Origin of the sequence: Paenibacillus dendritiformis (assembly GCF_945605565.1) — a bacterium.
GTDB classification, from domain to species: domain Bacteria; phylum Bacillota; class Bacilli; order Paenibacillales; family Paenibacillaceae; genus Paenibacillus_B; species Paenibacillus_B dendritiformis_A.
This window is the reverse complement of sequence record NZ_OX216966.1, coordinates 6,144,098-6,157,441: the sequence shown is the minus strand read 5'-3', so window position 1 is coordinate 6,157,441 and position 13,344 is coordinate 6,144,098. Positions and strand designations below refer to the sequence as shown.

Annotated in this window: 12 protein-coding genes; 11 read left to right on the top strand and 1 reads right to left on the bottom strand. The window is 57.0% G+C overall.

The genetic code is table 11. The features are described 5' to 3' along the window. Positions 1-67 precede the first annotated feature (67 nt). Positions 68-1,561, top strand: a complete 1,494-nt coding sequence (locus NNL35_RS27665) for a potassium/proton antiporter (RefSeq protein WP_006677662.1) — start codon at positions 68-70, stop codon at positions 1,559-1,561. Between the two features lie 187 nt (positions 1,562-1,748). Here NNL35_RS27665 and NNL35_RS30490 read toward each other — a convergent pair whose 3' ends face one another. After that, on the bottom strand, positions 1,749-1,883 hold the full coding sequence (locus tag NNL35_RS30490; protein WP_276540145.1) for a hypothetical protein: 135 nt from the start codon (positions 1,881-1,883) through the stop codon (positions 1,749-1,751). A 57-nt stretch (positions 1,884-1,940) separates the two neighbouring features. On the opposite strand from NNL35_RS30490, the gene NNL35_RS27660 reads away from it, so the two are divergent. The 10 genes from NNL35_RS27660 (at position 1,941) to NNL35_RS27615 (ending at position 13,331) form a co-directional block, all read left to right on the top strand. Further along, positions 1,941-4,130, top strand: a complete 2,190-nt coding sequence (locus NNL35_RS27660) for a methyl-accepting chemotaxis protein (RefSeq protein ID WP_100226370.1) — start codon at positions 1,941-1,943, stop codon at positions 4,128-4,130. A gap of 211 nt (positions 4,131-4,341) precedes the next feature. Then, positions 4,342-5,568, top strand: coding sequence for a nucleotide-binding protein (locus tag NNL35_RS27655; protein ID WP_006677664.1), 1,227 nt, complete (start codon positions 4,342-4,344; stop codon positions 5,566-5,568). Further along, on the top strand, positions 5,565-6,863 hold the full coding sequence (locus tag NNL35_RS27650; RefSeq protein ID WP_006677665.1) for a TadA family conjugal transfer-associated ATPase: 1,299 nt from the start codon (positions 5,565-5,567) through the stop codon (positions 6,861-6,863). The genes NNL35_RS27655 and NNL35_RS27650 overlap by 4 nt, the downstream gene beginning before the upstream one ends. Beyond that, positions 6,838-7,611 (top strand): type II secretion system F family protein, encoded by a 774-nt coding sequence (locus NNL35_RS27645; protein ID WP_006677666.1) that lies wholly within the window; start codon positions 6,838-6,840, stop codon positions 7,609-7,611. The genes NNL35_RS27650 and NNL35_RS27645 overlap by 26 nt, the downstream gene beginning before the upstream one ends. 51 nt (positions 7,612-7,662) lie before the next feature. Continuing rightward, positions 7,663-8,541, top strand: a complete 879-nt coding sequence (locus tag NNL35_RS27640) for a type II secretion system F family protein (RefSeq protein WP_238535368.1) — start codon at positions 7,663-7,665, stop codon at positions 8,539-8,541. 43 nt (positions 8,542-8,584) lie between these two features. Further along, positions 8,585-8,770, top strand: a complete 186-nt coding sequence (locus NNL35_RS27635) for a Flp1 family type IVb pilin (RefSeq protein WP_006677668.1) — start codon at positions 8,585-8,587, stop codon at positions 8,768-8,770. 27 nt (positions 8,771-8,797) lie between these two features. Continuing rightward, positions 8,798-9,493 carry a TadE family protein gene (locus tag NNL35_RS27630; RefSeq protein ID WP_006677669.1) on the top strand — a complete coding sequence of 232 codons (696 nt, stop codon included), beginning with the start codon at positions 8,798-8,800 and terminating at the stop codon, positions 9,491-9,493. Between the two features lie 22 nt (positions 9,494-9,515). Further along, entirely contained in the window at positions 9,516-11,768 is a 2,253-nt protein-coding gene (locus NNL35_RS27625; protein WP_006677670.1) for a TadE/TadG family type IV pilus assembly protein, read from the top strand. Between the two features lie 109 nt (positions 11,769-11,877). Continuing rightward, positions 11,878-12,759, top strand: a complete 882-nt coding sequence (locus tag NNL35_RS27620; RefSeq protein WP_040731869.1) for a hypothetical protein — start codon at positions 11,878-11,880, stop codon at positions 12,757-12,759. A gap of 50 nt (positions 12,760-12,809) precedes the next feature. Continuing rightward, positions 12,810-13,331, top strand: coding sequence for an A24 family peptidase (locus NNL35_RS27615; RefSeq protein ID WP_006677672.1), 522 nt, complete (start codon positions 12,810-12,812; stop codon positions 13,329-13,331). Positions 13,332-13,344: the final 13 nt, after the last annotated feature.

The following is a 13,344-nucleotide window of genomic DNA, read 5'->3' as shown; positions in this document are numbered from 1 at the left end:
GATTCCTCCAAATTGGGTATCCTAGTATTGTAGTCGGACAATAGGGTGCCAGCGGAGGTGAGCTAGATTGTGGACGACCGATACGATTCTATTTCTGCTTGGCGTTTTGCTGCTGGCTGGGGTTGTCAGCGCCAAGTTTTCGAATCGCTTTAACCTTCCTTCGCTCGTGCTGTTCATCGCCGTCGGCATGATCATGAACCGGTTCATCTACTTCGACAACACGAAGCTGGCACAGTTATTCGGAATATTGGCGCTGATTGTGATTCTGTTCGAAGGCGGGATGCAGACCAGCTGGAAGCAAATGCGGCCCGTTGTCGGTGCAGCCGTCTCGCTCGCTACGATAGGCGTTGTCGTAACGGCCTTGGTGTTCGGCCTGTGTGCGGCCTATATTCTTGATATTTCCTGGAAGGAAGGGCTGCTCATCGGCGCTATCGTCGGCTCCACCGACGCGGCGGCCGTGTTTGCCGTCATGGGGAGCCAGCGGGTGAAGCGCAAGCTGTCCTCGACATTGGAAGCGGAGTCGGGCACGAACGACCCGATGGCGGTGTTCCTCACCGTGTCATTAATTGAATGGATTCAGGTGCCGGATGCGAATCTGTTTTCTATGTTCCTGTCGTTCCTATGGGAAATGGGGTTCGGACTCGTATTCGGGCTGGGCGTCGGCTGGCTGGCGATTCAGATCGTCAACCGCATCCATCTGGACACCTCCGGGCTGTATCCGGTGCTGTCGATCGGACTTGCCTTCGTCACGTACAGCGGAGCCGCGATGCTCCATGGCAGCGGGTTCCTGGCCGTCTACGTCATGGCACTGGTGCTGGGCAACGCCGATTTGCAATATCGCTTCACGATCAGCCGCTTCAATGAAGGCTTCGCCTGGATGATGCAGATTTTGATGTTCATTTTGCTCGGGCTTCTCGTCTTTCCGGGGGAACTGGTTGAAGTGATGTGGCAGGCCATCCTGCTGTCGCTGATTTTGATGCTGATTGCCCGTCCGCTAGGGGTGGCGGTGAGCTTGCTGTTCGGGCGCTTCTCGCTGCGCGAGCAGACGCTTATTGCCTGGGCGGGATTGAAGGGCGCCGTGCCCATTGTCCTCGCCACCTACCCGATGATTGCAGGGCTGGAGCAAGGCCAATTGTTCTTCAATGTCATCTTCTTTATCGTCCTGACTTCGGCGTTGGTGCAGGGAGCAACCATATCGCCTCTGGCGAGAAGGCTGGGGTTGGCCGGCGATCCATCTGCGGGAATATCGCAAGGGCTTGAATTGGTCTCTGTCGGCAAGGCGAATCTGGATATGGTCAAAAAGTCAATCGAACCGGGAACCTGTGTCGAGAACTGCACGCTGCAGCAGCTGGAGCTGCCGGAAGATACGCTGATTACCGCCATCGTGCGAGGGGAAGAAATGCTGGCCCCCCGGGGGCATACCCGCTTGCAGGCCGGCGATGTCGCTTATGTGCTCGTAGCCAAAAAAAATCTGGATACAGTGCGCAGCATGTTCACCGAGCCGGCCAGGGAGGGCTGCTGCTCTGACCGGAACCGGGAAGGGGACGCCGAGGTGCCATAGTACGAGATGATATACGGCATATATCAACAAAAAAGCAACTATAGACCGATATCTGCGGGGAAGCTCGTAGGTATGCGGTCTTTTTTTTTGCAGATTTCCAGGGGCGTGCTACATTCTCAGAGAAATTTTCCCTGTTCCTATTGTGAAATAGGACCTACGATCCGATACTTATATTATGTGCCCTCATTTACCATGACAATGCTTTGCGCAGCCGGACGGCAACCAGCGGAGCTGCGGCAGGGACGAGCCGGCAGCTTGCGATATGGTTCGCAAGCACCATAGTCGCAGAGCTTGTCTCGAATGAATATCTGAATATCGCCACGAACGGAGATATCGCTATCGCCGTATTCGCAGCTCAGAACGCAACTGTGACAAGGAGATGAAACAATTGAAGGAGAAGCAAGAGAAAGACAAAAAGAGGACATCAGGGCCAAAAGCGCCCAAAGAAAAATCGGGACAGCGGAAAGAGAGCGCTTTTGTGAATTCAGTGAAGCAAACCGTTAAGATGATCTCTTCCTCCGTATTCAAAAGTCCGACCCGATCGGTCGGGGCGAAGCTGTTCCTGGTGTTCGTCATCAGCATTATCATATTCGTCTTCGCCGTCGGGATGTTTTCTTACTCGGTAGCGAAGAATGCGATCGAGGATCGCTCGGCGGAATCCAGCTACCAGACGATGATTCAAGCATCCCAGAAGCTGGACATGCAGCTGACGCAGTTCAACAATATGACGATGCAGATTATGTTCGATCCGAACTTGAAGACCCAGGTGGCGAAGCTGAAAGGGCTCAAGGATGGCACTTATGATATGATCCAGGCGATTGACAGCATCTCGAAGACGCTGCAGACCTATAGCATGAGCAACGATCAGATCGAGAATATATATTTGATTCCGAAGGAAAAGACCGAACTGGTTATCGCCGCCATGGGCGTTCGCCGCGGTCTGGACAAAGTCTGGGATTCCGACTGGTTCCAGGAGGCGAAGAGCAGCAGCGGACAATCCATATGGGTCAGCACTCAATTGGGCGGGTTGAGCGACGCTGCGGAGCCGACATTCGGGATTGCGAGACCGATGCGGGATCTGAACTCGGGCGAGGCGAACTTTATTATTTATATGGAAATCAAGCAGCGCACGCTGAAAAACTCGTTGCGGGACATTCATATTGGTGACGGATCCAGTATTCAAATTTTGAATTCGAACGGGCAATATATCTATGCGCCGGACGACAAGCTGCTGACTCAGGCTGCTGCCGATTGGCTTCAGCCGGTCAAGGAAGAAGGGCAGAAGAAGCTGAGCGGAAGCTCCATCGTTTATTCGGATCAGGACGGCAAGATGATGCTCGTCTATGATCAGGTCAAAGTGAATGGCTGGACGCTTGTCGGAGCCGTGCCGGTGACGGAGTTGACCAAGGACGCCACTACGATTCTCCTGGTTACCTTCTTGTGCATGGGCGGGGCGGCGCTGCTGGCCATTATTATCGGCGGATTGGTCATTCAGTGGGTAGCGACGCCAATGGTAAGGCTGCTTGCTCTGATGAATGAAGGGGCGCAAGGCAATCTGGCCGTTCGGGCCACCGTGAAGACCAAAGATGAAATCGGGCAGTTGTCTGCCGGCTTCAATACGATGATGGAGCAGATTACGTCGCTCGTTCAGAGCACCGAGGCGAGCGCGCGCTCCGTATTGGACACGGCGACTTCCCTGTCGGAAGCTTCCCGATCGACCGCGACATCGGCGAAAGAGATTGCCGTGGCGACCGAAGAGATTGCCAAGGGAGCGACCTCGCTGGCTGTCGAGGCCGAGCGCGGGCATGATTTGACCCATAACATGGCTTCTCATATGAAGCATGTGATCGACGCGAATGTGCAAATGGATACATCCGCCCAAGCGGTTGCCCAATCCAGCGAATTGGGCGCATCCAACATGACCTCGCTCCTGACAAGAACGGAATCGACAGGGGACATGATGCGCTCGCTGGCAGAGCGGATCAAGCAATTAAGCGAGAGCACGCAGTCGATTCGCAAAGTATTGGAAATGATTCATAACATGACCAAGCAGACGAATATTCTGTCTTTGAACGCGACCATCGAAGCGGCGCGAGCGGGAGCCGCCGGCAAAGGCTTCATGGTGGTAGCCGACGAGATTCGGAATCTCGCCGATCAATCACGCCAATCGATCGACGTCGTCGGGCAGATTACGGAGCGGATTGAGTTGGAGATTACCGAGACGGTAGCAGCGCTGTCCGCCGCGTTCCCGATATTCCAGAAGCAAGCCGAAGCGGTGCAAGAGACGGATGCCATTTTTGGCACGGTTCAGCAGCAGATGGGCGGCATGATCGAGCATCTTGGCAATGTGACCGGTTCGATCGACCGCCTGAACGAGGCGCAATCGATTCTCGTCGAAGCGATGAGCAACGTAAGCGCCGTTGCCGAAGAGGCTTCGGCTACTTCGGAGGAGGTAGCGTCGCTCAGCACCGAGCAGTTGAACATCTCCAACCGCTTGGTCGAGCTGTCCCAGCAGTTGGAGGAAGTATCCACCAACCTGAAGGATACGCTCTCCCAGTTCAAATACTAAATTACAGGCCGGTGCCGTTCGCACCAGCAGCCATGCCCGCATCCTTGGAGCAAGGAAGCGGGCATGCTCTATATGTGGATGAAGCGGCCTCCGCCTGGGGTTCATTTTTATTCCGAAATCAGGGAATAGCCAGTTGCAACAGCATCAAGATTATGGTATGTTAGGAATAACTTCACACGAATGTTGGTACGGAAGCACCGTCATCAAGCAGATGGGACATGCAGCGCATGTCCTGCTTGATGACGGTGCTTTTTTGCGTTTTGCGGATCCGTACCCGGAAGGAGAGGGGAAGAAGATGAAGGCTTGGGATATTGTTGTCGCCCATCCGCAGAAGCGAATGCTGGATGCATGGACGGAATATTGGAAGCAGTCCGATTATGCGGAACAGCTTCACCTCCGTGTGTTCACTCAGGCGGACACGCTGCGCCGTTACCTGGGATTGAAGCCGGGCATCCATATGGTCGTCGCCGACCCGGGAGTGCTGCAGGAGATGAGCGAAGAGGAGATGGATGGAATTCTGATTACGGTCTTGTCAGCGGAGGAGCGGCTTGATGCATTTCCGTTTGCCCACGCGATAGAGAATCCGTATCAGCCGCTGCCGCAGCTGTTCCAATCCTTGATCGAGCGCTGCAGGGCGGAATACGAAGGCGCTGTCTTCCGAACGGAGGGTCACTCCTGTATGCTGCTCGGCATCAGCTCGCTGGGAGGCGGCGCAGGCAAGACGACGGCAGCCCTTCACCTCGCCCGCTATGCCGCAGCCAAGGGGAAGCGCGTCCTGCTGCTGAATGTTGACCCGGTCCAGGAGTATGCGCTTCTGCATGCTCGTCCAGAGCCGGGGGCGATCGCTCCGTTGGCGCAGCTTCTGTACTACCTGCGCAAGGATCAAGCGGGAGACCCGCTGCCGCTGGAATCGTATCTTCTGGGCGTTCCGGATCTCGAAGGCGCGGATATCTTCGCCCCGGCCGATTGGATGAAGGAATGGGAGGGCATCGATGGGCCGCTGATGCGGAAGCTGCTCCGGCTTCTTCTCCGGAGCGGCCGGCACGACCTCATCATTGCGGAGGGAGGGTTCAGCCAACCCGCATTCGATGCCTTGTGGGAAGAGGCGGATCGAATCGTCTGGCTGCTGCAGGATGATTTGCCGCATTTGCATAAGACGGAGCTTCTGTTCCGGCAATGGGAACGCTCTGGCGATGCGGCGGTCCGCACTCGGATTCGCAGACTTGCGCTGCTCGTGAACCGCTATATGGGCATGATGGCGAACCGGTGGATGTACCGCGATGCGCCGATTAGCGGGTACTTGCCGTATATTCCGAGTTGGAAACAGATGCACCGCATCGATCAGTGGCTGCAGTCCGCCGTCTATCAATCTGCCGTGGCGGAGTGGGCCGATCGGCAGCTTCTGCACAGGCTGGTGTCCGGAAGTGAGGTCACATGAAGGATACCGCGCTTGTTCCTTCCGTTCAGGAAGCGATGGATGAAGCGTATGTCTGGACCCGGCAGCGCGTTCGGGACAGCTTGGAATGGGGGGATCCCATTCCGGACGTAGCGCTCATGGGACGGATCGAGCAGACATTGTTCTCCAGCCCCCTAGCTGGGCAGTTCACGTCGGAAGCCTTGGACCAGATCGTCAAGCGGGTCTATTACTCGTTCCGCGGCCTGGACGCCCTCCAGCCGCTGGTAGACGATCCGGACATTACGGAGATTATGATCAACAGCCATGAAGAGTGCTTCATTGAGCGGAAGGGGCGGGTCGAACGGCTGGAGATCGGCTTTGAGAACGAGGGGAAGCTGGAGGATGTCATCCAGGCTGTCGTGTCCCAAGTGAACCGGGTCGTCAACGAATCATCCCCGATCGTGGATGCCCGGCTGCCGGACGGCTCGCGGGTCCATGTGGTCCTGCCGCCGATCGCCCTGAAGGGGCCGACGGTTACGATTCGCAAATTCCCGGCCGAGCCGATGAAGATGGGCGATCTGATCCGTTGGGGCGCGCTGAGCGAGCAGGCCGCTTTGCTCCTGCAGACGCTGGTCGCCGCCAAGTTCAATATTTTCATCAGCGGGGGGACCGGTTCGGGCAAGACGACATTTCTCAATGCATTGTCGCAATACATTCCTTCCCAGGAACGGGTCATTACGATCGAGGATGCGGCCGAGCTTCAGATTCGCACCGTTCCGAATCTGGTGTCACTGGAGACCCGCAATGCCAATACGGAGGGAAAGGGCGCCGTCACGATTCGGGATCTGATTCGGGCCTCGCTGCGGATGCGGCCCGACCGCATCGTAGTCGGGGAAGTCCGGGGGGCGGAGGCGCTGGATATGCTCCAGGCGATGAACACAGGACATGACGGCTCCTTGTCCACCGGCCACAGCAACGGGCCCGCCGATATGATCAGCCGCCTGGAGACGATGGTGCTGAGCGGCGCGAATCTTCCTGTCGAGGTCGTTCGGCGGCAGATAGCCTCAGCCATCGATATTATCGTGCATTTGGCCCGTCTTCGCGACGGATCGCGCAAGGTGATGGAGATTACGGAGGTGATCGGCTTGCAGGACGGGGAGGTGCTGCTTGCGCCGCTGTTCCGGTTCGAGGAGTCCGGAACAGATGAAGGCCAAGTGGCCGGCCGGCTGACCGTACAGCATATGCTTCGGGACAGGCACAAACTGGCGATGGCAGGATTGCGGCTGCCGGAGGACAAGGAGGTGCATACCGATGGGGAAGCAGCCGGAGACGGCTGAGCAGCGGCTGCCGCAATATAGCGAGTATATTTTGAGCCGCAGGGAGAAGGTGGCGGCCCTGAGTTCCGGAGCCGCTGTCATGGCTTCTGTCGGGTACTTGTTCTATCATCACTGGCTGGGGATGCTCCTGCTTGCTGCCGCTGGACTGCGCTATACCCGCATTCGCCGGCACACGCTGCTCGCGCGCAAGCGGGCCCGGCTCGCGCAGCAGTTCAAGCAAGCCCTCTATTCCTTATTCTCATCGCTCTCAGCCGGGCGCTCGATGGAGAATGCGTTCCGCGAAGCGATAGCCGATCTGAAGCTGCTCTACCCGGGAACCGAGGTGGAGATGGAGCGGGAGCTGCGAATTATTGCGATGCGGATGGAGAATGGGGAGCCGATCGAGCAGGCGGTCATGGATTTGAGCCGCCGGGCGGCGCAGGAGGATATCTCGAATTTCGCCGACGTGCTGGTCACTTGCAAACGGACGGGAGGCGATTTAATCGAGGTCGTGCGCAGAACGTCTTCCGTTATTGGCGAGAAGATGGATATTAAGCAGGAGATTGACGTTCTTGTCGCCCAGAAGCGGCTGGAGATGAAAGTGATGATGGCGGCTCCGTTCCTGTTTTTGGCCTTTCTTAATCTGGCTTCCCCGGATTTCATGGCAGCGCTGTATGAAGGTGTCGGCCGCGTTATCGCCACGGTGGCGCTGCTGCTTCTGCTGCTTGGCGCGTGGTTGATTCACAAGCTGATGGATATCCGTGTGTAGCCTTGACGCCAGTTGCATCATTTTTCTTGGAAATGAGGTGATGAGGAACCGATGATGCCGTCATGGATATGGGCTTCCGGCTCCGCCGTTCTCCTGCTCGTGTTCCTGCTGCTGAATCATAGCAATCAGCGGCGCTACGGGACGCTGCTGGCGGGCTTGACCCCCCGGACGAAGACGGTCCGCTGGCTGGCGGCGCCGCTTCGCTGGCTGGAGAAGGTTCAGCCTGCTCTCGATACGAATCCGGCTCTCTCCCCGGTTCGCCAAGCGTTAATGCAAATTCATGGCCCGGCCCACAGCCATACGATGTACCGGGTACTGCTGGCTGAGCTGGCGTTGTACCTGTACGCGGGCATCTGCGGGTCATTGCTGCTGCCGGCGCTGACGGACGGCAGCGTGACGAATCTGGTTGGCGGCCTGCTGGTTGCCGTCATTCTGCCGCTGGCGAAGGTGAAGGATACGCTGAACCGGGCTGAGCGGAAGAAGCAGGATCTGCAGCTGGAGCTGCCGGAGCTGATCAGCAAGCTGACCTTGCTCGTGCAGGCGGGCGAGACAGTGCAGAAGGCGCTGTCCATCTGCATCGAGCGCAAGTGGGAGGAATGGAGCCATCCGCTCTACGCCGAGCTTGCCAGGATGCAGAAGGATGTGCATAACGGGTACTCGTTCGCGCAGGCAATGGAGCAGTTCGCGAAGCGATGCTCCCTGCAGGAGGTATCGATGTTCGTCACGACGGTGCTGATCAATCAGCGCCGGGGCGGAGATACATTCGTGCTGGCGATGCAGGATGTCGGCCGGCAGCTATGGGAGAAGCGCAAGGCGGTGGCCCGCCGGAGGGGGGAGGAGGCGTCGACGAAGCTCGTCTTCCCGATGATGCTGATGTTCCTGGTCATCTTGGCCGTCGTGGGCGCTCCCGCTCTGCTCATGATGAAGTAATGAGATGAAGCAACGAAAATGAATCAGAAAGAAGGAAGCGGATATGGACAAAAGCTTGCTATTTTTCAAACGGCTATGGAAAGAGGAAGATGGGCTCGGCATGGTGGAGATTGTCATTATTATCGCGGTGATTGTTGTGTTGGCGCTTGTATTCAGAGAGCAGATCAGTACGTTCCTGGAAAATTTGATCTCAAGGGCCACAAAAGAAACAGATAAGATTTTTAAATAGAAGCCGTTTTGAAAAGGAGGAGCTGGCTTGAACAACAAGCTACGCCGCTGGCTGCGTTCCGTTCAGGAGGAAGAAGGCTCGATGATCGTGGAAGCTTCGCTAATATTTCCCGTTATCTTCTACTGTACGCTGGCGATCCTATTCTTCGGCATGCTCATCTATCAGACGGTGCTGAGCTCGCATGCCGCGGCGCTGGCCGCGGAACGGGCGGCGGCCTTCTGGGACAACAGCCACAAGGAGGCAGTAACCGGCGCCTATGACACAGGACAGCATGACGGAATGTATTGGCGCCTGCTCGACGATCGGCTGTTGGATAAGGTGTTCGGGGGAGGCTTCGGCGGAGAGAACCATACGGTGAAGCTGCCTGCCGCCAGCGCCGGCAGCTCTCTTCCCGAACGGAAGCTGATGCGGGCAGCCAGGCTGGTGCCTGACGCCTTTCACGGGAAGATGAGCTATGAGAACGGCTTGCTGGATCGCAGAATTACCGCGTTTTTGGACAAGCCCCTCTATCAGGCGATGTTCCGGAACATAGCGGGAAGAGAGATCTCGAATGAGGGGCAGGCCGCATCGGCCATTGTGGAGCCGCCAGAGTTCATTCGTGCGGTGGAGTTCGCGCGGTACATGGCAACGAAGCTGAAGGAATGGAAAGGACAAGGCGTTCCGACGGAGGAAGCGGAAGGCATATTGAAGAAAGCGGCGGGACAGACTGCGGGACCGTCATGACGAGCAGAGGGGAGTGCTGCCTGTGAATCGCAATCGTCTGAACCGATGGGCAAAGCGGATTTTTAAGGCAAAGGACGGATCGGTGTCGATATTGCTTGTATTTATTGTGGCTGCCATGTTCTTCTTCACATCAGTGTTCATTGACTATGCCCGCATCGCGGCGGCGGAGTGGCGCATCGAGGCGTTGGCCCGGGCAGGCATCCGCTCGGTCATGTCCGCCTATGAGCCGGAGCTGCAGGAGAGATACCAATTATTCGCATACGGAGCAACCGATCCGGCGCATATCTTGGACTATGTGATGCAGGATCAACATCAGCTGCGATCGACAGGCGTATTTCCTTGGGTTCCTCTGCTGCTGGACAGTCATTCGACGTCGGTCACCCGCCCGCTTGCGGACTATGATGAGATAGAACGACAGATTTTGGAGGATATGAAATACAAGGCGCCGGTACAATTTGTGTTCGAGCTGTCCGGCAAGCTGAAGCCGATGGCAGGAGCGTTGAAGGAAGCGGCCCAGACGACAGAGCTGCTGGCGAAGCTGCAGAAGCTGGTCGATCGGAGGGACAAGGAGCTGTTGGCTGTCTTGAAGCTTCAGACAAAGTCCCGCGATGAGCTGGACCGCTCGGGGATTGACAAGGGAATCGCGGTCCATCGACACGATAGGATGGAGGATCGTCCCCTCGGCTCGATCCGATCAGCGGCAGATATTGCCGCCCAATATGCCGATTATGCCGAGAAGAAGCGTGAAGATGACCGCAGGGGAGAGGACGAGGATCCGCAGCATCGGGACGATACGGATCGTTACGAGGCCGACTCGCGCGAGCATGCATCGAGATTGAAGCGGGCCGTCTCCCTGCATAACGGGAATCATGACAGCTGGCTCCGCGAAGCCGAATCGCATCTGAAGGAAGCCAGGCACTTCAACGAAGAGATGAAGCGGGTCATCGAAGAGGTGCGTTCCAGCCCAGACTATGCCGGCTATGACAAGGTAGGCCAGTCAGATATCCCGGATGGGGGAACAATGGAGAATGGCCAGCAGGTTGAAGATGCCATCAACGAAATTAATGCTTCTGCCGAGCAATTGGTTATGCCTGATTTTTTCTTCAAGGAATGGAGCCGAGAGATCGATCGCCAGCAAGCGCTCATGTCGAAGATCGATAACGCTGCCTCCGTCTTCCAACACTTGGCGGGTAGCATATCCGCTTACTCCACCTCTGCTTCTACGTTGAAGAATAAGGCAAGAGATCTGCTGGAGGCCTACCAAACATATGATTCCGAGTTTATCCACACGGCCGGCAGCTATATCGAGCGGAGAGAGGAAGCAATGACCAATCACCAAGGAAAGGACAAGGAGCGCAAACGGGTAGAGAAGGAAGCGGACAAGGAATTGGAAAAAGCTAAAAACTTGCTCTCTTCGCTGTCTGAGCTGAAAAGCAAATTGCAGGAGCACCAGGCTGCTTTCGATGATGTCCGCAGCAAGATGGAAGCGATTGATGCGCATAACCAATCGTCAACCGAAGCGCCTGCGGAGCGATCGGCCGGCGACCATGCCGTCGAGGAGAGCAAGCAGTCCATGGATTCCGTTACGACGCTGTATGATCAAGCGGCAGACGGGTTATTGTCGCTGCGCGATCGTCTGTACCGGAACGAATATGCCTATATGTACTTCACCTCCTATGACCCGCGGCAATTGAAATCATTGCTGGATTCAGGGAATCCGGGAGAGGAGGTCGTGAAGTCGCTGGGTATTGTCAACCAGGAGCTCGAGTATATTCTGTACGGCTTTCATAATCCTGTCGGCAATATTGCGGCCGCCTATGGAGAGATTTTTACGATGCGCCTCGCCATACGCACGATGGAAGGATTCGTGGAATTCGGCAAGCTCGGACACCCGCTGCTTATCCTGGCGTCAGCGATTCTCTACGGCATTCAGCAAGCGGTCCAGGATATGCTTCTGCTCGTTACGAAGAACGAGATTCCGATCTCGCGTTATTTGCCGGCGGTGAAGCTGAACTATGCCGATCACCTTCGCCTGTTCATGCTGGCTCATGGAAGCCGGGAAGGAATGCTGAAGCGGATGCTGGCGCTGATTCACTATAATACCGGAATCGATCCGGCCCTGAGGGGGACATATGGCGAGACGGAAGTCCGTCTCAGCACGCCGCTTTGGTTCCTGCCGGGATTGATGAAGCTGCTGGGTCATGCCGGACTATGGGACGGTGAGATCGAGAATGGACGTTATTACGCGGTCAAGTGCTCGGTATTCTCCTATTAACAGCAGAATCCACCCGGCATTTCGACCGCGAGCCTGCCGGATTCCGCCCCGGAGCCTGTTCGGTGACAGGCGCGGAAGCATCACGATTGAAGCGGCTTTGCTTCTGCCGATGGTGCTGCTCGTATTCATGTTCTTCGTGTTCATGATTCAGGCCGCCGTCATCACGACGTCTTTGCAATCAGCTGCCATGAATGCGGTGAAGCAGGTGTCCGCCCATTTGTATCCTGTCAGTCTGCTGGCCGTTCAGTCCGCTGGTGGGGATGGAGATGTTTCGGGAAAGCCGGGCAAATGGCAGCCTCCAGCCCAGAGAATGAAGATGGCAGTGCAGGAATTCGGCCGATCATTCGGGAGCGAGCTGCCGAAGCCTGTCAGCGATTGGGTGCAGGACGGCACGGAGTGGGCTGCCCGGCAGGCGGAGGCGGCAGGGGAATGGGGCCAGGCTCGCCTCGCCGAGACGGTTATCAAGCCATTGCTTGTCCGGTACGGCGTCCAAGGCGTGTTGAGAGAGGACCGGATCCGGGTCACGCATGTGAAGCTGCCGGATCTGGATAAGAAGACCGATCCTTACTTCGCGATCGAGGTTGCCTATGACTTGCCCATGCGCGTTCCGTTTCTGAACACGACGCTGACGTTGTCCGCTCGAGCCGTGGAGCGAGTCTGGGTCGGAGACGGGCCGGCCCCGTCTGATTCGGGCGACGATTCGTCGGACAAGCCGGCTCCGTCCTTGGTGGACCTGACGCCCAATCCGCTCCTTCCCGGCAGAAAAGCGCGGCTTACCGCCAAGGCGGAGCCGAATGAACGGGTGGAATTGGTCGTGTATTACAAGAGCGGCAAGAGCCAGGCGAAGCATGTCGGCTGGGCAACCGCCGACGCGGATGGCGTTGTTACGTGGGAATGGCATGTCTCGGGCAATACGACCTCAGGAACATGGAGGCTGGCCGTGAAGAAGGAGGACGGGCGAAGCGCTGAACGGGCCTTTGAGGTCAAATAACGGGTCCCAACCGGAAACGGACTGAAGCGGATGATAGAAGGGAGAAAGCAATGAACGCGATGAACGGTGCGATATGGACATGCGGGGTGCTGCTGCTCGCCGCGTTTGCTGCCGATGTGCGGACACATAAAATACCGAATCGGCTGACGATGCTTGCCGCTGCCGCCGGATTTATGATTCACGGTGTTGCAAACGGATGGCAGGGGCTTGCTTTTAGCGCTCTCGGAGCGGGATGCGGGTTCGGAATCATGCTGGTGTTGTACATCATGAAGGGCGTCGGGGCCGGGGACGTGAAGCTGTTTGCAGCCATTGGCGCGCTGACGGGAATGTATTTGACTTGGCAGGTCTTTATCTTTTCGATTTTGTATGGCGGGCTCATTGCGGCATGCATTTTGATATGCGGGCGCAGCGGGAGAATTCGCGGCTGGTGGTCAGCGCTGATGAGCGGCTGGCTGCAACGCTCCTTCGCGCCCGTTCAGGCGGAAGCGGGGAGGCAAGCCACCTTTCCTTTCATGTGGGCCGTGCTGCCGGGAGCGGTGACCGCATACTTGGCCGTGATCTCCCCCGCGTGATGACCCATTCGAA